This is a genomic window from Faecalibacterium sp. Marseille-P9312, assembly GCF_902497445.1.
Taxonomy (GTDB): Bacteria; Bacillota; Clostridia; order Oscillospirales; family Ruminococcaceae; genus Faecalibacterium; species Faecalibacterium longum.
Genome location: NZ_CABVEW010000002.1, coordinates 82,541 through 102,831, shown reverse-complemented (window position 1 = coordinate 102,831; position 20,291 = coordinate 82,541). Strand labels below are relative to the sequence as shown.

Annotated in this window: 19 protein-coding genes; 11 read left to right on the top strand and 8 right to left on the bottom strand. The window is 60.9% G+C overall.

Annotated features, from left to right (window positions below; genetic code table 11):
* Positions 1–272 precede the first annotated feature (272 nt).
* The 3 genes from F3G95_RS01945 to F3G95_RS01935 all read left to right on the top strand — a co-directional run bounded on the left by F3G95_RS01945 (position 273) and on the right by F3G95_RS01935 (position 2,866).
* A complete protein-coding gene (locus F3G95_RS01945; protein WP_149793596.1) occupies positions 273–1,637 on the top strand; it encodes an MATE family efflux transporter in 1,365 nt (454 codons plus the stop codon).
* 100 nt (positions 1,638–1,737) lie between these two features.
* Positions 1,738–2,328: a chromate transporter gene (locus tag F3G95_RS01940; protein WP_149793594.1), complete on the top strand. Its 591-nt coding sequence runs from the start codon at positions 1,738–1,740 to the stop codon at positions 2,326–2,328.
* Positions 2,315–2,866: a chromate transporter gene (locus F3G95_RS01935; protein ID WP_149793593.1), complete on the top strand. Its 552-nt coding sequence runs from the start codon at positions 2,315–2,317 to the stop codon at positions 2,864–2,866. The genes F3G95_RS01940 and F3G95_RS01935 overlap by 14 nt, the downstream gene beginning before the upstream one ends.
* 121 nt (positions 2,867–2,987) lie before the next feature.
* Here the strand turns inward: F3G95_RS01935 and F3G95_RS01930 are convergent, their stop codons facing one another.
* A complete protein-coding gene (locus tag F3G95_RS01930; protein ID WP_149793591.1) occupies positions 2,988–3,956 on the bottom strand; it encodes a biotin--[acetyl-CoA-carboxylase] ligase in 969 nt (322 codons plus the stop codon).
* 148 nt (positions 3,957–4,104) lie between these two features.
* On the opposite strand from F3G95_RS01930, the gene F3G95_RS01925 reads away from it, so the two are divergent.
* The 4 genes from F3G95_RS01925 to F3G95_RS01910 are packed head-to-tail and all read left to right on the top strand — an operon-like array spanning position 4,105 to position 6,098.
* Positions 4,105–4,623 (top strand): RNA polymerase sigma factor, encoded by a 519-nt coding sequence (locus tag F3G95_RS01925; protein WP_243130243.1) that lies wholly within the window; start codon positions 4,105–4,107, stop codon positions 4,621–4,623.
* A 1-nt stretch (position 4,624) separates the two neighbouring features.
* On the top strand, positions 4,625–5,125 hold the full coding sequence (locus F3G95_RS01920) for a hypothetical protein (RefSeq protein ID WP_149793589.1): 501 nt from the start codon (positions 4,625–4,627) through the stop codon (positions 5,123–5,125).
* Between the two features lie 15 nt (positions 5,126–5,140).
* Complete coding sequence (locus tag F3G95_RS01915) at positions 5,141–5,797, top strand: hypothetical protein (protein WP_149793587.1); 657 nt, start codon at positions 5,141–5,143, stop codon at positions 5,795–5,797.
* Entirely contained in the window at positions 5,772–6,098 is a 327-nt protein-coding gene (locus F3G95_RS01910; protein WP_149793585.1) for a hypothetical protein, read from the top strand. The genes F3G95_RS01915 and F3G95_RS01910 overlap by 26 nt, the downstream gene beginning before the upstream one ends.
* A 71-nt stretch (positions 6,099–6,169) precedes the next feature.
* On the opposite strand, the gene F3G95_RS01905 is transcribed toward F3G95_RS01910, so the two are convergent.
* The 6 genes from F3G95_RS01905 to F3G95_RS01880 form a co-directional block, all read right to left on the bottom strand.
* Positions 6,170–7,720: an alkaline phosphatase gene (locus F3G95_RS01905; RefSeq protein ID WP_243130242.1), complete on the bottom strand. Its 1,551-nt coding sequence runs from the start codon at positions 7,718–7,720 to the stop codon at positions 6,170–6,172.
* A gap of 229 nt (positions 7,721–7,949) precedes the next feature.
* Positions 7,950–9,296 carry a dicarboxylate/amino acid:cation symporter gene (locus F3G95_RS01900; RefSeq protein WP_149793584.1) on the bottom strand — a complete coding sequence of 449 codons (1,347 nt, stop codon included), beginning with the start codon at positions 9,294–9,296 and terminating at the stop codon, positions 7,950–7,952.
* A gap of 211 nt (positions 9,297–9,507) precedes the next feature.
* Positions 9,508–10,713 (bottom strand): hypothetical protein, encoded by a 1,206-nt coding sequence (locus F3G95_RS01895; protein ID WP_149793583.1) that lies wholly within the window; start codon positions 10,711–10,713, stop codon positions 9,508–9,510.
* A 3-nt stretch (positions 10,714–10,716) separates the two neighbouring features.
* Positions 10,717–10,962, bottom strand: a complete 246-nt coding sequence (locus F3G95_RS01890) for an acyl carrier protein (RefSeq protein ID WP_149793581.1) — start codon at positions 10,960–10,962, stop codon at positions 10,717–10,719.
* Positions 10,963–11,042: 80 nt separating this feature from the next.
* A complete protein-coding gene (locus tag F3G95_RS01885; RefSeq protein ID WP_149793579.1) occupies positions 11,043–12,515 on the bottom strand; it encodes a class I adenylate-forming enzyme family protein in 1,473 nt (490 codons plus the stop codon).
* Between the two features lie 134 nt (positions 12,516–12,649).
* Complete coding sequence (locus F3G95_RS01880) at positions 12,650–14,131, bottom strand: AMP-binding protein (protein WP_149793577.1); 1,482 nt, start codon at positions 14,129–14,131, stop codon at positions 12,650–12,652.
* Positions 14,132–14,570: 439 nt separating this feature from the next.
* On the opposite strand from F3G95_RS01880, the gene F3G95_RS01875 reads away from it, so the two are divergent.
* The 4 genes from F3G95_RS01875 (at position 14,571) to F3G95_RS01860 (ending at position 19,426) form a co-directional block, all read left to right on the top strand.
* Entirely contained in the window at positions 14,571–15,704 is a 1,134-nt protein-coding gene (locus F3G95_RS01875) for an acyltransferase (protein WP_149793575.1), read from the top strand.
* A 113-nt stretch (positions 15,705–15,817) separates the two neighbouring features.
* Complete coding sequence (locus F3G95_RS01870; protein WP_149793574.1) at positions 15,818–16,639, top strand: hypothetical protein; 822 nt, start codon at positions 15,818–15,820, stop codon at positions 16,637–16,639.
* Positions 16,640–16,664: 25 nt separating this feature from the next.
* The gene (locus tag F3G95_RS01865; protein ID WP_149793573.1) at positions 16,665–18,263 is read left to right on the top strand and encodes a glycosyltransferase; all 1,599 of its coding nucleotides are present in this window, start codon (positions 16,665–16,667) and stop codon (positions 18,261–18,263) included.
* A gap of 140 nt (positions 18,264–18,403) precedes the next feature.
* Complete coding sequence (locus F3G95_RS01860; protein ID WP_149793571.1) at positions 18,404–19,426, top strand: lysylphosphatidylglycerol synthase transmembrane domain-containing protein; 1,023 nt, start codon at positions 18,404–18,406, stop codon at positions 19,424–19,426.
* Positions 19,427–19,473: 47 nt separating this feature from the next.
* On the opposite strand, the gene F3G95_RS01855 is transcribed toward F3G95_RS01860, so the two are convergent.
* A complete protein-coding gene (locus F3G95_RS01855; protein ID WP_149793570.1) occupies positions 19,474–20,244 on the bottom strand; it encodes a tRNA threonylcarbamoyladenosine dehydratase in 771 nt (256 codons plus the stop codon).
* Positions 20,245–20,291 lie beyond the last annotated feature (47 nt).

Below are 20,291 nucleotides of genomic sequence, written 5' to 3'. Positions count from 1 at the left end.
CGGGGCTGCGCATGAATCCTGCCTGCATGGCATTTATGGAAAGTCAAAAGCCGGAGATGGGGGATCTCGTTCTTGTCTTCCCGACTGCACCTTTATTGTACCGGATAAAAATGGAGTTTCTTTGAGTTAGTTTTGAACAATCTGCAAACAAGATGTGGAAAGTCTGAGGGCGTTCTTTTCCGTTCTGCTTGACATTCGGCACAGAACGATGTATTGTTAAGTTTATTGTGAAATACCTATGAAATTCCTGCATTTTTGAGGGAGGAGACACTATGGCCGCACCGGCACAGCCGCAGCAGAAAAAGACCCTGCTCATGACCGAGGGCAGCATCTGGAAAAGCATCCTGCTCTTCTCGGTGCCGCTCATCCTGGGCAACCTGCTCCAGCAGCTTTACAACACCGCCGACTCCATCATCGTCGGCAACTTTCTGGGCAGCAACGCTCTGGCCGCTGTGGGTTCCAGCGGCTCACCCATCTACCTGCTCATCGGTTTCAGTCAGGGCGTGGCCGTCGGCGCAGGCGTCGTTGTGAGCCAGTACCTCGGTGCAAAAGATAAAAAGGAAACGCGCATCGCCGTCCACACCTCGCTGGCCATCGCGGCCATCCTCGGCCTCATCCTGACGGTGGGCGGCATCGCCGTCAGCCGCAGCCTGCTGGTCTGGATGAACACCCCCAAAGAAGTCCTCGGCGACGCCGTGACTTATATGAAGCTCTACTTCGGCGGTGTGCTGTTCAGCGTCGTCTACAACATGGCGGCCGGCATCCTCAACGCGGCGGGCAACTCCCGCCGCTCGGTCATCTATCTTGCCTGCGCTTCCATCACCAACATCATCCTCGACCTGGTGTTCATCGCCGGGCTGAAGATGGGCGTGGCGGGCGCCGCCATCGCCACCGACATCAGCCAGCTGGTCTCCTGTGTGCTGAGCCTCCGCTTTCTGATGAAGGTGGACGCCGACTACAAGGTGGAGCTTTCCGCCATCCGGCCCGATCAGCGGATGACCTCCCGCATCATCCGCATCGGCCTTCCCACCGGCATCCAGAACATGGTCATCTCTTTCTCGAACGTGCTGGTGCAGTCCAGCGTCAACAGCTACGGTGCCGCCGCCATGGCAGGCTTTGCGGCCTATATGAAAATCGACGGCTTCAACATCCTGCCCGTCACCAGCTTCAGCATGGCGGCGACGACCTTCGTGGGCCAGAACTATGGCGCAGGCAACCTCAAACGCGTGAAGAATGGCATGTGGGTCACGCTGGGCATGGGTGTGCTCTACACCCTCTGCACCGGCGCTCTGCTGCTGGCGTTCCAGGATCCCATCATGCACCTGTTCACCTCCGACGAGACGGTGGTGGCCTTCGGGTGCAGCGCCATGCACTACTTCTGCCCCTTCTACTTCCTGCTGGCCATCCTCCACGGCATGGCGGGCGCAGTGCGCGGCACCGGCCGCAGCGTGCCGCCGATGGTGGTGCTGCTCATCTCGCTCTGCCTCTTCCGTGTGGTGTGGATCCGGTTCGCCCTCCCCTTCTTTGCGGGCATCGAGGGCGTGTTCGTCCTCTACCCGGTGTCGTGGGCGCTGGGTGCCGTGCTGATGGCCCTCTACGCATGGAAAGGCAGCTGGATGACTTACGAGCATTCCTGACAGGAACCGGGAACCATTCCATTTTTCCATTCGCCTTTTGGGGACGTCTGTGGTATCTTATAGGTAAAGAAACAGCAACCCCGGTATCTCAGGAGGATTCATGCAGACAACAAAACCCGAAACCGCACAGCAGCGCCCCACCAGCGCACGAATGGCCCTGCTGATGCTTCTCTACTTTATTAAAATCGGCGCGTTCACCTTCGGCAGCGGATGGAGCATCATTGCCCAGATGGAGCGGGAGTTCGTGGACGAGCGCGGCTGGATGACCAAGAGCGATCTGCTGGAGCTCATCGCCGTGGGCAAGAGCCTGCCCGGCATCATGGTGGCGAACATCACTCTGCTCTTCGGCTATCAGATGGCCGGTGTGCTGGGCGGCATCTGCGCGGCCATCGGCCTGTGCATCCCCGCCGTCGTCACCCTTACCATCGTGACGGCCATCTACGACGCCATTAAAGATAACTACTGGGTCTGGTCGGCCCTCAAGGGCGTCCAGTGCGCCGTGGCCCCCATCATCGGCGGCGCGGCCATCTCCCTGGGCAAAGATGCTCTGACCAGCGCGATGCCCATCATCATCTGTGCCGTCGCCTTTGTGCTCTGTTACTTTACGTCCATCAGCAATCTGACGCTGGTGGTGGCCGGTGTGGTCATCGCGCTGGTCTGGATGGGGGTGAGCGAACATGGCCATGCTTGAGACCCTCGTTCAGCTCTTCGCCGCGTTTGCGAAGATCGGCTTCACCAGCTTCGGCGGCACCTCCATGATCCCCCTCATCATGGATGAAATGTCCTCCCACGGCTGGATGACGGACGCCGATCTGACGAATCTCATCGCCATCGCCGAGATGACACCCGGCTCTCTGGGCGTCAACGCCGCCACCTTTGCAGGCACCAAGACCGCCGGGATGCTGGGCGGCGTCTTCGCGGTCCTGGGCGTCCTCAGCCCCACCCTGACGCTGACGCTTCTGGCGGCGGCGTTCTTCCAGAAGTTCCGCACCAGCAAGGTCATGAGCTATATCATGAAGATCGTCAAGCCTGTCTGCATCGGCATGGTGCTGGGCGTTCTGGTGGGCCTCTGCCGCCAGACCTGCATCACCGAGGCAGGCGGCATCAGCCTGCCGGGCATCGCCATCGGCATCCTCTGCTTTGTGCTGCTCCAGAAATTCAAGATCAGTGTGCCGAAGGTCATCGGCATCGCGGCAGTGCTGGGGCTGGTGTGCTTCGGGGTGTTTTGACCAGCTTTCCTTCAGCTCTTAGGCTCTCCCAAAGGGAGAGGCATTCGCTCTACTTAAAGCAAAAGCATCCGCAGCACCCTCGCCGGGTGTCTGCCGATGCTTTCTTTCTATATTATTCTTATTATTTTACCGCCAGCGGCGACGGCCTGATACTCACTTCTCCGTGGCAGAGCGCCTCGGTGCGGCCCCCTTCCCGCTGCACGATGAGCCGCCCGGCGTCGTCGATGGCCACCGCCTTTGCGGCGTAGCTCTCCGTCCCGGTGCAGACCGTGACCCAGTGGCCCGGCACAAAGCACCGGGCGCGGTACTCGTCCAGACAGTCGAAGGCCGGGCAGAGGCCCAGCAGTTCCCGGGCGATGGCCCCGGCCAGTGCCGCCCGGCTCACCGGTGCAGGCCCGCCGGGGTAGAGACTGCCCGCGATGGGCCGCAGCTCCTCGGGCCAGTCCTCCGGGCGGGAGGTCAGGTTCAGGCCGATGCCCACCACCAGCCATTCCAGCTGGCCGCTCTCGATGTCGGCTCCGGCTTCCGTCAGGATGCCGCAGACCTTCTTGCCGTTATAATAGAGGTCGTTGACCCACTTGATGCCCAAGTCCAGCCCGCAGAGCCGCTTCACCGCCCGGCAGACGGCCACCGCCGCGCTGACGGTGACGGCCTGCGCCTCGGTCATGGGCAGGCCGGGCCGCAGCACCAGTGAGAGATAAATGCCTTTCCCCGCTGGGCTCTCGAACCGCCGCCCCAGCCGGCCCCGGCCCGCCGTCTGCTGACTTGTCAGCACCATCGTGCCGTGGGGCGCACCCTCGAGGGCCAGCGTCTTGGCCGTGCGGTTGGAGCTTTCCAGCTTGTCGTAGAGGTAGATGGGGGCGTCGTACTCCCCCACCGCCTCGGCGCAGAAGGGGTCGCCGCCCGCCAGCCGATAGCCCCGCCGGGGGGCGGCTTCCAGAGCATAGCCCTGAGCCGCCAGTGCGGCCGCAGCCTTATGGACGGCAGCGCGGCTCACACCCAGCTGCTGCGCCAGCTGCTGGCCGGAGATGCATTCGCCCTGGGCGGCGGAGAGCGCCGCCAGAAGTGCCTGTTTTGTGGCAGAGGCCATCGTGTTTTCTCCTTTGTGAGGTTTGATAAGGCTATTCTACCACATTTTCAAAATTTTTCCCATGATTTTGCAGATTTTGGCCCCGCTGGCTCGTACAGATAGACAGAGCGCTTGAAATGCCGGGCAGAAAGGAGGCGGAGAGCAGCCATTGAATGCACTGGAATTTGACAGGCTGGTACAGAAGTACCAGCCCCTCGTCTACACCATCTGCCGTCAGCTGGTGGCAGATGAGGGCTATGCGCAGGATCTGACGCAGGAAACTTTTCTCTCTGCATGGCGAAGCATGGACCGCTGTCCTGCCGGATACGAAAAGCAATGGCTGGCCCGCATCGCCTCCAACAAAGCCAAGGATTACTTACGCAGCGCCTGGGCGCGCCGGGTGAACACCCCCGGCGACGATGTACTTGCACTTGAGGGCGCACCGCCCGGCAGCGAGCCGGAAGCGCAGGTGCTGGAAGCTCTGGGCGAAGAGGAGCTGACGCAGCGCATCCTCGCTCTGCGGGAACCCTACAAAACGCCCTGCCGCCTCATGCTGCTGGAACAGCACACCGCCGCCGAAGCCGCCCGGCTCTGCGGCAGGCCCCAGAAAACAGTGGAGGCGCAGGTCTTACGGGCAAAAAAGATGCTGGCCGCGCAGCTGAGCGCCGCCGGAAAGGAGGGCTTTTGAGATGGAATTGTTCCGTGAAGACGGCTGTCTGAGCGACGAAGGGCTGCACGCCCTCACCGCCGGGCAGCTGGACGAGCTGGGACGGCTGGAAGCCGCCGAACATCTCGCCTACTGCGACAAATGCACCGACCGTTACACCGCACTTCTGACCGCCGACGCCCTCGCCGACCCGCCCCGGGATGTCCGCCGTACCGTGATGAGCACCATCTGGGTGCGGCTGATGCAGAGCACCTATGGCCGGGCTGCGGTGGCGGGCGTCGCCGCCGTGCTGGCGCTGACCATGTGGCGTACCGGAGCGCTGACCTTCGTCACCGACCACGGCAGCGACCTGCAGGCTCTCCTGCCCACAGTCCAGGTCACCCTGCCGGAAAAACAGCCCCCGAAGCTTCTGCCCGAAAAGCTGGGCAGGCCCGTGACTTCCCGCCCCGGCGAGAACATCTATACCCGCGTTTCCTCTGTGCTGGAAAGCCTGCTGAACGCGGCAGAAAACATAAAATCATAAAACAAGGAGACCGTTATGCTGAAAAATGGATTTTTGACCTTCTGCTGCGCCTTCGTCCCCGGCGCAGGCCAGATGTATCAGGGCTACATGAAGCGGGGCCTCTCCCTCATCCTCACGGCCTGCCTCATCGGGATGGTGAGCTCACTGCTCAACCCGGTGCTGCTCCTGCTGGTGGTGATGTGGATGTACAGCTTCTTTGACACCTTCAACCTCCGGGCGCAGATCATCGCGGACACCGCGCCGGAGGACGACTACCTCATCCACTTCGACCCCCGCGACAGGCGGCTGGCCCGGGCTCTGCTGGACAGCCACAAGCTGGTGGGCTGGCTGCTCATCGCCTTCGGTGCGCTCATCGCCTACCAGAACCTCATCATGAACACTCTCGGCGACCTCGTTTACCGCTGGGGCCACTCCTCCCCCGTTTTCCGCGCCCTCTATCTCGTCATGGACAGCCTGCCGGATGTGGTGGTCTGTGTGGTCCTCATCGTTTGCGGCGTCTGGCTGGTGAAAGGCCCCCATCCGGCCAAAAAGCCGGATGCTTCCAAGGATGTCCCCGAGGATGCCGATTTCTGCGAGTATCACGCCGACGAGCCGGACAACGCCGCTCTGCTCTCCTCTCCTGTGGTGAATGAAAACGAGGTGCCGGATGATGGAACAGAACACGACGAATAAACCCCTGCGTCGGGTGGGCACCCTGACGCTGGGCGTCTGCCTCATCGCGGCAGGTGTGCTCTTCCTGCTCTGCCGCTTCCTGCCCGGCCTGCCGTGGCTGGTCATCTGGCAGGTGCTACCGGCGGCGGGGCTCATCCTGCTGGGGTGCGAGGTACTCTACTACTCGGCCCGGCCCGGCGCATGCCGGTGCGACTTCGGCTCGGTGGTGCTCTGCCTGCTGATGATGGGTGGGTGCTTCGGCGTCTCGACCCTTATGCTGCTGGCCCAGATGCTGGGCCGCGGCTGCACCATCCACCTGTGAACACAAGAAAGCCTGTGCAGCCTCCCGCCCCGGGAGGGTCTGCACAGGCTTTTTCGTTTGAAGAGAGAGGCTTACTGTACGCCGGTCAGCTCAGCCAGCTTGTGGTAGATCTCGGTGTTGTCGAAGACGCCGCGGAACTTCTCCGCGCCGACGCCCAGCGCATAGATGTTGACCATCGCGCCGGTGTGGGCATAGGTGGTGTGGTCCATGCCGGACTTGTGGTTGATGGTGTGGCAGATGGCCATGCTGAAGGGGATGTAGGTGCCGTAGAGCTCATAATCCTGCTGGCTCATCTCCTTCTGGGAGGCAGCGCCGACTTCCAGCGTCCGCTCGTAGGCCTTGCGCAGATTCTCCACCTCGTAGTCGGTCAGCAGCAGCTTGCCTGCACTGGCAGCATCGGGGTCGGTGGGCAGGGTCAGGCCGAAGTTTGCCTTCACGTCGGCCATGGCGGCCTCGAAGGGAGTCTTGTTGGCGATATAGCCCTTCACATAGGTGGAGTCGAACTTGGCGTAAGACATCTTCTGGTGGGTGAGGTTGGTCAGGAAGGTGTCGTAGTTGGTGGTCTTGTAGCCGATGGCCATGCCGCCCGTCTCGTGGTCTGCGGTGACGAGGATGAGGGTATCGTTGGGGTGGGCGTTGTAGAAGTCCACAGCGGCCTGCACGGCGTTGCTCATCTCCAGCACATCGTGGATGGAAGCGGCGGCATCGTTGGCGTGGCAGGCCCAGTCGATCTTGCCGGACTCGGTCATCAGGAAGAAGCCCTTCTTGTTGTCCAGCAGCTCGATGCCCTTCCTGACGTAGTCGGTCAGCTGCCACTCTCCTGCGGCGGCGTCCATGGCGTAGTTCATGGCCTTGCCGTCGGCCAGTGCCTCGGCGATGATGAGGGTCTTGCCTGCACCGGCCTTGAGGGCGGCGGCGTCTGCCTGACGGGTAACGACGTTGTAGCCGTTCTGGGCGGCGATCTCGTGGTTGTTGGGGCCGGTGCCGTCACCGTTCACCTTCTGGAACTCGCCGCCTGCGAAATACTCGAAGCCGGAGACGGCCAGCTCTTTGCCGATGGCGTAGTAGTTCTTGCGGGTCTTCTGGTGGGCGTAGAAGGCAGCGGGGGTGGCGTGGTCGATGTTGACGGTGGACACGACGCCCACCTTGTAGTTCTTCTGGGCATGGAGCTTCTCGGCGATGGTCTCATAGGGCACATCGCGGGTCCACGGGCACATATTGATGACGCCGCTCTCGGTCTTGTGACCGGTGGCGATGGAAGTGGCAGTGGAAGCGGAATCGGGGCAGAAAGAAGTGCTGTCGTAGGTAGTCACACTGCCCACCTCGGGGAACTGGGTGAAGCTCAGCTCGCCCTCGACGACAGCGCCGTTGTTCTCCACCGTACCCTTATAGAATCGGGCGGACTGGATCTGGGCCGTACCCATGCCGTCGCCGATGAAGAGGAAAACATACTTGGGTTTGCCGCCGAATACGCCTAGCAGTCCGTTCTCTTCCTCTGCTGCGTTGGCGGCATTGGGGGCAGCGGCGTTGGCGGCGGCAGGCGCTGCGGCCAGCATACCGGCGGCGGATGCAAAGGCACCGGCCTTCAAAAAGCTGCGGCGGGACATTTTATTCTCTTTCATGCGAAAGTCCTCTCTTTCCATGAGCCTCATGGCTCCTTCTCTCTTTTTCGATTTACCGGGAACGGCCTTATTCTACCGCCGCAGCCGCCCGCCCCGAAACCATGCGGGCGCAAAATCGGCGTAAAACCCCGGCGGCGGCTTTGGGCCGTCTGTAAAAAAGAAGACTTCTGCTGCACAAAAAGCGCCCCTCCGGTAAAACGGAGGGGCGCTTTTGTATGTTGCAGGTCAATTATGCGTTGAACTTTTCCTCGTCCAGCAAGCCCTCGCTCTTGGCCACGCAGATGCTGGCCACAGCGTCGCCCACCACGTTCAGGGAGGTGACGAGCATCTCGATGGGGCGGTTGATGGCGAGGATGAGGGAGTAGGCCAGCAGGGCGCTGTCATTCACGAAGCCCGCACCGGACAGGATGGTGAAGAGGATGACGGCCCCTGCGCCGGGGGCGGCAGGCGTCCCCACCGAGGCCAGCAGAGCCAGCAGAGCGACCACGACCAGCTGGGCGGGAGTAACGGTGTAACCGGCGCAGCCTGCGATGAAGACGGTGGCCACCACCTGCATGATGGCGGTGCCGTCCATGTTGATGGTCATGCCCAGAGGCAGGACGAAGGAGGCGATGGACTCATCGACACCGAAATCCTCGGTGCAGACCCTGATGTTCAGGGGGAGAGTGGCTGCGCTGGAAGAGGTGGAGAAGCCGAAGACGGCCACGTTGGCGATCTTTTTAATGAAGGTGATGGGGTTCTGCTTTGCGCCCAGCGCCACCACCAGAGGATAGGCCACCAGCAGGAAGACAAAGAGCAGGACCACCGTGACCACCACATACACCAGAGCGGGCTTGAGGTAATCAATGCCGTAGATGGCGAAGGTGCGGGTCAGCAGCACGAAGACTGCAAAGGGCGCGAAGTTTGTGACGACGAAGTTCAGGAAGACCACCACCACGTCGTTCACCTCGCCCAGCAGGCGGCGGAGGGTGGAAGTACGGCTCTCACCCAGCACATTCATGCTCAGGCCCACAGCCACCGCGAGGAAGACGGAGGAAAGAACAGCGTTGTTGCTGCCGAAAGCCGTGACGATGTTGGAGGGGATGACATTCAGCACCACGTTCAGGGGGTTGGAACCGGTGGAGCCGGAGGCTTCCGTCAGGCCCTCGATGTGAGCGTTGAAGAGACCCATGGAATAGGTGGCGTAGCCCACGCATCCGGCCAGTGCCAGCGCCATAAAGGAGCAGAGCAGGAACCAGAAGAGAGTCTTGGCCGAGATGCGGCCCATGGTGCTGATATCGGCAATGCTGCCGATGGCCAGCGCGATGGAGGTGAAGACCATCGGGATGATGACCAGCTGCAGTGCTTTGATGAAGAGCTGTCCGATGATGTAGAAGAGGCCGAGCGCACGTTCCGCGCCCTCTGTGGTGATGTCCTGGAAGAGCAGGTCGTTGATGGTCTGCCAGATGCCGCTGTTGCCGGAAGCCACGAGCTTTTCGCGCAGCATCATAAAGGCAAAGCCTGCCGCCAGACCGCAAACCAGAGACACCGCCATCTTTCTTGCCAGTGCCGCGCCGCTGTTCTTATTTTTTTCCATACGATTTTCCTCACTTTTGTCCATTTCCCAGTGTGTTTCGTTCACATTCGACCTATCCTACCACGGCAAACTGTTGGACGCAAGGGAAAAATCGGCTTTTCAGGCGATTTTTTCGCAAAAGTATGACGCATGAAAATTTGATGTGAAAATTACGTTTTGGATAAAAAGAAGCCTCTCCGTCACGCCGTAGGCGTGACGGAGAGGTTTTCTTTTATGTATTGTCTGCGCCCAGCTCTGCGGCTTCCAGCACCTTGATGCCTTCGGCCTCGAACGCGGCACGCAGAGCCTCGGCAAAGCCGGGGCGCGGCACCTTGTTCTTGACGCAGAGGGTGATGATGCCATGCAGGCTGGTGCATTCCAGACCGATGGAAGCGCCGTCCGCCGGCACCCAGGTCTGGAAGTCCTCGATGTACCGGGTCAGCTCCGGGCTGGACGGGGCGAAGGGGTCGCCCAGATAGCTCACCCAGAAGTCCGCCGGGAAACCGCTGATGTACTCGCCCATCTGGAAGATGCGCTTTTTGATGCTGAGGCTGGCTTTCTGCTGGTAGACCCGGTAGACCCAGCCCATCTGCTCCGCGATACGGAACAGTTTTCGCTCAGCGGAAAGGTTCTCTTTCAGGTCAGCGTCCACGCCCACGGCCACTTCGGCCAGCGGGGCATCTGCCGTCAGCGGCAGCTTGCGCTGGAAGGATGCCACGCAGTTGTAGAGGGCGTTCGGCGCACCCAGCGCGTCGCGGGCGTCTGTCGAGTAGCTGTAGAGCACCTCGTCCTTGTCCAGATACGTCCGCACCGCCTTACAGAGCAGAGCCGTGAGGGTACTGAAGGGCTTGACGCCGCAGCGGAGGGCGGCGTCCACAAGCCCCGCCTTTTCCAGCCGGATGCGGCAGCAGGTGGGCGTCTCTTCAAAGGTCTGCACCACGGGGCGCTGCATATCGTTGGCCACCTGACTCTCGGGGTACTTTGCAAGGATGTCCTCGATGTCGTAGGCAGGGTCCGTCTCAAGGGTCCGGCCCTCGAAAGCCGTGCCGTACCGCAGGTTGCAGTAGAACTGCAGCACCATGGTCATGAAGGGTGCTATGCCCCGGCCATCGGTCAGGAAGTGGAACCAGTCGAAGTAGACGACTTTCCCCTCATAGCTCAGGGCAACCGTAAAGCCGTTCTCGTCCGGAAATTCGGGCTTTGCGCTGCCCTGCCGCACCGGGCAGGGGGCGTCCGACGGCTCGAGGTGGAGCAGCTTTTTCTCCCACACCGGCTTCTGGAAATAGTAGGGTGCCTTTGCCCGGGCCGCATCCAGAGCCTGCTGCAAAAGCGCACCGTCCACGGCGTCCTTCAGCGTGACCTGATAGCGGCAGTTGACCATGTTTTCGCGGTAATAGTAAACGATACCCTGAAAAACAGAGCGCTGTTCGGCATCCATTCCTTATTCCCCCGCGTGTGCGGCCAGATAGTCGGCCAGATCGCTGACGGTGACGAAGTTGCGCAGCTCCTTTTCGGGGATGCGCAGGCCGAAAGTCTCCTCCAGGTCGGCGACGACGGTCAGGATCTCCATGGACGACAGGTCCAGATCGTCCATCAGGACGCTGTTCTCGTTGACATCCTCGGGGGAAATTTCTGCAACATCTTCCAGAATTGCAAGGATCTGGGACACGATCTCAGTTCTTTCCATAGTTTGAATCTTCCTTTCGTAGTTCCATTAAAGGCGGCTGCGGCTCTTTTCCAGTATTCCGCAGCCTGCCCGGTTTATTCTTACTTGCGCATCAGCTTGCCGGTGCCGGTGCGGGGCAGAGGCTCGGTGCTGAACTCCACGGCGCTCATCCGCTTGTAGAGCGGCAGGGTGCGGTTGGTCTCGGTGATGAAGTCGCGGACGGTCTGCTGGTCGGCCTCGCCGCAGTAGATGACGGCACAGATCTTCTTGCCCTTCTCCCTGACGATGCATTCCTTGACGGCCTCGCACTTGGACAGCAGATTTTCCAGTTCTTCGGGGCTGACGTTCTCACCGTTGTCGAGGATGATGATATTCTTCTTGCGTCCGGTAATGTAATAGAAGCCGTCCTCGTCCACACGGGCCAGGTCTCCGGTGTGGAACCAGCCGTCGGCGTCGAGGACTTCTGCGGTGGCCTCGGGGTCCTTGTAATAGCCCAGCATGACGCAGCCGCCGCGGATGCAGATTTCGCCCGTCTCGTCCAGCTTGTACTCGGCGTGGTCGTCGGGCTTGCCCACGGCGCGGATGTGCTTTTCGTCCTGCTCGTAGTTGATGATGCCGTCGCCGCAGGTCTCGGTCATGCCGTACACCTGAGTGATCATCATGCCCTGCTGTGCCAGCTCGGCCAGCATGGCGCCGTCAAACATGGCAGAGGAGCCGCAGGGGTTCCAGACGCCGTTCAGGCGGGCGCGGCGGCCCCGCTTGACGTCTTTGTAGATGGCCTCCATCAGCATGGGAGCCACAGCGATGGCATCGCTGTGCATCAGGCCGAGGTCGCGGTAGAAGTCGCGGATGTCGGCGGAGAGGTTCAGCGCCCAGCCCTTGCAGGCCCAAACGAAGAGGCAGATGAACGTACCCAGATGGAACAGGGGCAGGATGGCAAAGTTGCTCAGGACGTCGTTTTTGTCCTCGGGCATATGCTCGTGCTTATAGTCCAGCATGGCGTCGCCGAATTTGACCTGGCACTCCACAGTGGTAAAAAAGTTGCGCTCCGAGAGCATGACGGCCTTGCTGCGGCCGGTGGTGCCGGAAGTGAACATCAGCACCATCAAATCATCATGGCCCACGCAGTCAACAAGCTCTGCAGGCGCGCTGTCCCTGAAGGCGTCCATCGGACGGAGTTTATCGCCGTAGGCGGCCTCGATGTCGGGGCGGCAGCCATAGTCGATGCCGTCGTTGACGATGAGGGAAGGTTCGACAAGGCCCAGCTCATATTCCAGCTCGGGCCAGGTCTTTTTCTGGTTGATGGTCACGACGACTGCCCCGGCGAGGATCGCGCCGAAGCTGTTGACGCCGTACTCATAGCAGTTGCGGCTCATGATGCCGACACGCTTGCCCTTGATGTCGGGGATATTCTCCTTAAAATAAGTAACGGCCCTGCGGATGTCCTGCACATACTGGGCGTAGGTCTTTTCCACCACAGTCTTGCCATCGGCGGCCACATAGCGGAAAGCCACCCGGTCGGGGTACTGCTTCGCCATGACGTCTGTGATGAGCTCATATACAGTATTTATCATTTTTGTCGCTCCTTGCTGTTTTTCTTTCTTGCAGCGAAACGCCGGCAGCTGACATTTTCTGCCTCAACGTAATAATACCTGTTTCGACAGAGAAATGCAACTACGCGGCGTGTCCTTTTTCGCTGTTTTATTGTTTATTTGCGCAGCAGCTTGCCCAGAGCGTTGCGGGGCAGGGGCTCAGCGGTGAACTCCACAGCACTGATGCGCTTATACAGCGGCAGGCTGCGGTTGGCCTCGGTGACGAAGGCTCTGACCTCTTCCTGCTTATCCTCAGGGCAGTGGATGACGGCACAAATTTTCTGGCTCTTCTCCTTCACGATGCACTCGGTGATGGCCGGGCAGAGGGCCAGCTTCTTTTCCAGCTCTTCGGGGCTGACGTTCTCGCCGCTGGCGAGGATGATGAGGTTCTTCTTGCGGCCGGTGATGTAATAGAAGCCTTCCTCATCCATCCGGGCCAGGTCGCCGGTGTGGAACCAGCCGTCGGCGTCGATGACCTCTGCCGTGGCCTCGGGGTCCTTGTAGTAGCCCAGCATCACGCAGTCGCCCTTGATGCAGATCTCGCCGGTCTCGTCCAGCTTATACTGAACGTGGTCGTCGGGCTTGCCCACGGCACTCATCTGCTTTTCGACCTGCGTAAAGTTCAGGATGCCGTCGCCGAAGGTCTCGGTCATGCCGTAGCACTGGTTGACGACGAAGCCGTTCTGAGCCAGCTCCAGCAGCATCCTGGGGTCGAGGGCAGCGGAAGAGCAGCACAGGTCCCACAGGCCGTTCAGGCGGCTGACGCGGCCACGCTTCATGTCGTTGTAGATGGTCTCCACCAGCATGGGGGCCGAGGCCATGACATCGCTGTGCATCAGGCCCAGGTCGCGGTAGAAGTCGCGGATGTCGCCGCAGAGGTTCAGAGCCCATCCGGCAGGCGGGTAGGACATGACGCAGACGAAGCAGGCCATGTGGAAGAGGGGCAGCAGAGTCATATGGCTCAGCGGCAGCTTCTGGCCTGCCGGGAGGCGGTTGGTGATCCAGTTCTCTGCCACCTCCGAATAGGTGTGCAGGCTGGCGCACATATTCCGCTCCGAGAGCATGACGCCCTTGCTGCGGCCGGTGGTGCCGGAGGTGAACATCAGCATCATCAAATCATCGTGGCCCACGCAGTTGGTCAGCTCGCCGGGGGCAGTCTCTTTATAGCAGTCCATGGGGCGGAGCTTCGGGCCGTAGGCGGCTTCCAGCTCGGCGCGGCAGCCGTAGTCGATGCCGTCGTTCAGGATGAGGGCAGGCTCCACGAGGCCCAGCTCATATTCCAGCTCGTCCCAGGTCTTTTTCTGGTTCAGGGTCACGAGGACGCCGCCGGCGAGGATGATGCCGAAGGACGCCACGCAGAATTCATAGCAGTTCCGGCTCAGCAGAACGATGCGCCGGCCCTTGATGTCCGGCACTTCGGCCTTGAGATAGGCCGTCATCCGGCGGATGTCCCGCGCATACTCGCGGTACTTCTTCTCCACGACGGTCTTGCCGTCCTCGGCCACATAGCGGATGGCCACATGATCGGGGAACTCCTGCTCCATGCAGCGGGTCACCATGTCGTATACGCCTGCGGGTACTTTGATGTATTCAGCCATCGGTCTTTCTCCTTTTTGTCAAATTTTCAGCTCTGCACTTTTTTCATTCACTTTCCAGAGTCATTCCGAATCTCTGGCAGTTCGAGGAAAACTTTGGCACGGCTCCTCATGGCAACAGTATACCGCAAGCAGAGCGTAAACGCAAGATTTAATTGCACAAATATGCAACTTGAGCTTGCATTCGATTTGTGCAGGCAGATGTAATTCTTTCCTTTTGTTGCGATGCGCGAAAAGCTGTGATACACTTTTTTTCGTCAGGACGAAACTTCACCCGGAGGTCGAGTCCTTATCAAATTGACAGCAAGCCCAAAAAGCATTATACTGTTTATATCATTTAGCAAAAAAGCTCCCCGCCGAGCTTCATATTTTTATTTATCGCGCCTAAAACACGGCCTTCCGGGGCCTCCGGGACGAATGGCGCACAAGGAGGACCCTTTTCATGGAAGGCACCAAGCCCCGCACTGTAAGCAGCCTTGGCATGTTCGACCTGCTGAAAGGCATCGGAATGCTGGCCATTGTCTTTGCCCACACGGCAGAGCTTTACCCACTCGGCACCAACGACGTCACCCCTTTCGCGTTCGCGCTGTTCGCTTACCGCGAAGCGCTGATGGCTGCCTTTTTTATCGCCAGCGGCTACGGCTTCCGCAAGCGCTCCATCCACAAATGCATCGAGCAGCAGCTCAAGACCCTGCTCAAGCCTTACCTTTATACTGCACTGGCCACTACGGTGCTCCACGCTTTCCTTCACCACGCAGCTTTCGGCTCGTGGGATGCCGCCATCTCAGAATCGGCTAAGGTCTTAGGCGGTTTTCTGTTGGGCCTGCCCCACACGGCCACTTACTTCGGGCAGCAGTTTTTCTCCTGCGGACCCATGTGGTACTTAGTGGCCCTGATGCTGGCGTGGGTGCTTCTGGACGTGCTGCTCGAGATCTTCCCCGAGCGGTACATAACCCCCGCAGTCGTCGGCGTCACCCTGCTTGGCTGGGGCATCACGCTGGTGTGGGAGGCTCCTTTCTGCATCGCACAGGGCATGGTGTCGCTGCCCTACCTTTACATCGGCTATCTGGCCAAGAAGCGCCGCCTTTTCGAAACTCCCCTTTCCGGCAGAGCCAGAGCCGGACTTATCGTGTCCGCGCTGGGCGTCGTCGCGGGCGTTTTGCTGACCCAGAGCACCGACTGCGTTTCGCTGGGTGAGTGGACGATGGGGCCGCTGAGCATCCTGCTGGATGGCGCAGTGGGCTACGGCATCATCCGGCTCTTTTTGAAATGGCAGCGCCGAGTGGACGGCCCCATCTCCCATGCCATCGAGTGGGTGGGCCGGCGCTCGCTCTTCATCTTCTGCATCCACACTGTGGAGCTGACGGCCATCCCGTGGTATCTGATGGCTGCAAAGTATGCTGACCATCCGGTGCAGGGGATGCTGCTGCAGTTCGTGTTCTCGCTTGTGTCCATCTTCGCCGTCACCGAACTTCTGATGCGCCGCAAAGAGCTTGGCCGGAAGCTTCGGGGCGGCAAGCCTGCGGACAAGCCCCGGCAGCGGAGCAGGACCCGCCGCTATGCGGCAAAACACTGAAATTCCTGCGCTTTGGTATCCCGCCATTTTGAGGGCAGACTATAGTTACTTTTGATGCATGGGCTTGCAGCGCGGGTTGTACGCCTGGCGATAAATCGGAGGAGGCCCCGGTAATGATGAACGAAACTCCTGAAGCGGCTCTGCGCAGCCGCATTGCGGACCTTGAACAACAGCTCAAACTTGCAGACGAAGGCACTTCGCGGCTGGCCCAGCGCTGCCTCGAGCTGGAAAAGCAGCTGCAGACCTTCTATGCTGCCCACCCCCAGAAAGAGAGGCAGACCGACTCGCCTGCTCTGGTGCAGCCGCTGCTTTACTATGATGCCGGGTTCGGCTTTTCCCAGAAAGACACCGTTAAAGCCCCGGACTACGAATACGACGAGCTGAACGGCATGGTGACAGCGACCTTCGAGCTGCCGGAGACCGCGTTCAATCTCCGTTTCGACCCCGGCGAACTGCCCTGCTGCATCACTGATTTCGTCTTCTCGGATGACCGCATCCTCTGCCGCCCGGTGAACGGTGTGCCGCTCCACGGCGACGGCATCCTGTTCCTCAACGACGACCCGAATTTCATGCTGGAAGGTCTGAACCGTTTCCCCGCCGGGATGGAGCTGGGCGTGAGCTACTGCTACTTCCCGCTGGAGCCGCTGGCGGACGACCCATTGTTCGCCGCCGTTCTCGAGGGCGTACAGTATTTCCAGAAGACCCGCGTCTGCGAGCAGAAGCACCTCGACCAGCTGGAAAAGACTACAGCTGACCAGAAGCAGACCATCGAGGCCCTGCAGAAGAATCTCTCCGAGCTGCATCAGGCCAACGCCGAGCTGTGCGCCCGGAGCAAAGCCTACGAGAACTCGCTGGAAAACATCCTCTCTTCCAGCAGCTGGAAACTCACGCTGCCCCTGCGCCGCCTGCTGGGGCTGTTCCATCGCAGCTATTGAGCCTGCCTGCGGAGAGGAGGATACGATGTACAGCAGTTATACCACTCTGCAGCGGGCTCAGCTCGCCAAACAGGAATATCTCGACACCCAGGAAGTTTTTCTCGGCGTCTATGCGCCGGGACGGAACGCCTCCCTGAAAGCTTCCCTGCAGGACCAGCTCCACCGCAAATTTTTATTGACGGACAGCCTCCGCCCCGAAACCCTTGGCAGCGCCGTCGGTGTGCTTCTGGTCAGGGAAGACCTTTTCCTGATGCCCACGGCCCTTTCCTGCTTTGCGGACGCACTGCGCAGCGGCGCAGACTACGTCACCAGCGACGCCGTCTTCGGCTACTCGGGCGTCACCACCCTCTACCACAGTCAGGGCTTTGCAGCCTGCCCGGGCTGCGCCCTCGTCTCCCGGGAGCTGCTGCGCCGCTGTCAGGCGGAAGCCCGCGACCCGGAAAATCCCGTCGAACTGCTGACGCTGGCGGCGAAGCTCCGCCGCAGCCACGTCTGTCTCCCGCTGGCGCTGGCCCACTATGAGCGGGACATCTGCGCCGAAGACGTCTGGTCTGTAAAGGGGAAGCGCGTCTTTATCATGAGCCACCTGCTGGACATGACCGGTGCGCCCATCGTGCTGGTGAGCGCCGTGCCGGTGCTGCGCAGCATGGGCTACGAAGTGGTCGTCCTCGGCCCTGAGGACGGCGGCTCCATGCCGCTTTTCCTCGAGGCGGGAGCTACCGTCATCACCCGCAAGGGCTGTGTCCAGTCGCCCCTGCTCTGGGGGCTGGCCCTCTGCGCCGACCTCGTTCTGGCCAACACCGTCGTGGAGGCCCGGGCCGTCCGCGCCCTGAGCGGTGCGCGGGTGCCGGTGCTCTGGTGGCTCCACGATGCCTTTGCAGGCTACCCCCACATCGCCCACCAGATCCCCAGAGAGCTGGGCGAAAACATCCGGCTCTACTCCGTCGGCAGCCACGCCGCCAACGCCATGCACTCGGTGCGGCCGGAGTTCAACATCCGGCCCCTCATCTACGGCCTGCCGGACTACGCCGCCGAGAAGTTCTCCCACTACGATCTGAGCTATGCGGGCGGGCGGCCTCTGTTCGCCACCGTGGGTTCCTTCGAGAACCGGAAAGGCCAGGACATCTTCTGCAAGGCCATCCGGCTGCTGCCGCCTGAGACCATGAAGAAGGCATCCTTCCTCTTCGTGGGCAAGGCCGCAGAGGCTGAGATGATGGACGCCGTGCGGAGCCTGACCGCTGACTGCCCCGACAACGTCTTTTACGTCAAGCGGCTCACCCGCGACGAGATCAAGAGCCTGATGGCCCAGTGTACCTGCCTCGTCTGCGCCTCCCGCGACGACCCCATGCCTACTTTCGTCACGGAGGGCCTCATCTTCGGCAAGCCCGCCATCGTGTCGGAGCACACCGGCACCGCCGGGCTCATCACCGAGGGCGTGGACGGTTTCGTCTACGAGGACGACGACCCCGAAAAGCTGGCCGAGCGGCTGGCCTGGGCCATCGAGCACCCGGAAAAGCTTGCTGCCATGCGCCCCGCCTGCCGTGAGCTTTACGAGAGTCATTACTCCAAGCAGGCGTTTTCCGATAGTTTACAACAAGCTGTAAAGGAGCTCACCGGCGAATAAGCTCCCCGTTCTTTATCATTCTGCCGAAACTGAGGCAAAAAATTTGGCAGTTGTTCACAAACACACCTCCGGACTGTGATATACTCTCCCAAGAGTTTATCCCAGTCCGTTTTTTGTTGAAATTCGAAAGGAGTCCCTGCATGAGTTCGTCCGCCTCCCCCGCCCCTTCGCGCCGAAAGACCCTGCTCTCGCTGGGCGTTCTGGCCCTGCTGACCGGCATCGTGGTGTTCATCTTCCGGGAGCACTGGGCCGAGATCTCCGAGGCGCTGAGCCGGCTCACCCTCGGACAGGGGCTGCTGGCACTGGCCGTGGGCCTGAGCTACCCGCTTCTCGAGGGCGTATCCAGCTGGCTCATCGTCCGCAGCCGTCTGCCCCATTTCCCGCTGCGGCAGGGCATCGACAACGCATGGATGGGGACCTTCGGCAATGTGGTGGGCCTCGGCGCAGGGTCGGTGCCGTTTCAGACGTGGTATCTCCACCGGCGCGGACTGGACGTCGGCCCCGGCGTGGGGCTGATGACCCTGCAATACGTCTTCCACAAGACTGCCGTCCTGCTTTACGCCACCGTGCTGCTTCTGGCGGGCCGTCCCTGGATGGCGGCCCACTCCGACGGCGTGCTGCGGTATCTGCCCGGGGCCTACGCTGTCGTGGCGGGCGTCATCGTGGGGCTCATCGCCCTCTGCGCCCTGCCGGTGGTGCAGCGTCTGGCCCGCTGGCTGCTGCATTTTCTGCCCGACACGGGCCGCTGGGCCGAGCGCCGGGAAAGCTGGCTGGAGCAGCTGGACACCCTGAGCACCGAGAGCCGCCATCTGCTGGCGGACAAGCCCCGCTGTGCCGCCATTCTGGGCGTGCATCTCGTCAAGCTGTTCCTGCTCTTCTGCCTGCCCTGGATGGGGCTGCGGTTCATGGGGCTGGATACCGGACTGGCCTTCTGGCAGGTGCAGCTCCTGACGTCGCTGACCCTCTTCGTCTCCAACGCCCTGCCCAACGTGGCGGGCATGGGCTCGGTGGAGACGGCCTTCCTGCTGGTGTACAGCAGCTTCCTCCCCGATGCTTCGTCCATGAGCCTGCTGATGTTCTACCGGCTGGCCAGCTATTACGCCGTCTTTGCGGCAAGCGCCGTCGGCTTTGGGCTGGCGCAGAGAAGATTATCTCGTGAATAACAAAAAACCAGTGCATCTTTGATGCACTGGTTTTTGCTTTTACAATATCAGCCCTTCATGGGGACAAAGCCCACGAGGTCCTTCACCACCTCGCCGCCGATGATGAGGCCCACGACCGACGGGACAAAGGCGTTCGAGCCGGGAACAGAGCGGCGGATGGTACACTTGCGCTGGGTACCCGGAGGGCAGATGCAGTGGTCTTTGCAGCTGATGGAGTCATCCTCGATGGGAGTCATGACAGGCTCCCGGGAGTAAACGACTTTCAGGTGCTTGATGCGGCGCTTGCGGCACTCGGTGCGCATGACCTTGGCCAGCGGGCAGACGGAAGTCTTATAAATATCCGTGACCTCGAAGCGGGTAGGGTCCATCTTGTTGCCTGCACCCATGGAGCAGATGATGGGGACACCCGCCTCCTTGCACTTCATGACCAGCGCAATTTTACCGGTGACAGTGTCGATGGCGTCCACCACGTAGTCGAACTGGCTGAAATCGAAGCTGTCCTGCGTCTCGGGGCCAAAGAAGGTCTTGTAGGTGGTGACCTTGATGTTGGGGTCGATGTCGTGGACGCGCTCTTCGGCCACATCCACCTTGAACCTGCCCACCGTCTTGTGGGTGGCGATGATCTGGCGGTTCAGGTTGGTGAGGCAGACTTTGTCATCGTCGATCAGGTCGAGAGCCCCCACGCCGCTGCGGGCCAGCGCCTCGACGGTGTAGCCGCCCACGCCGCCCACGCCGAACACGGCTACGCGGGAATCGTGCAGTTTGGTCATTGCTTCCGCGCCCAGCAGCATCTGGGTGCGGGAATACTGGTCTTGCATATCATTTCTCCTTTAGGTTCTGCTTTTTACAGTCACGGGCTTGCCCT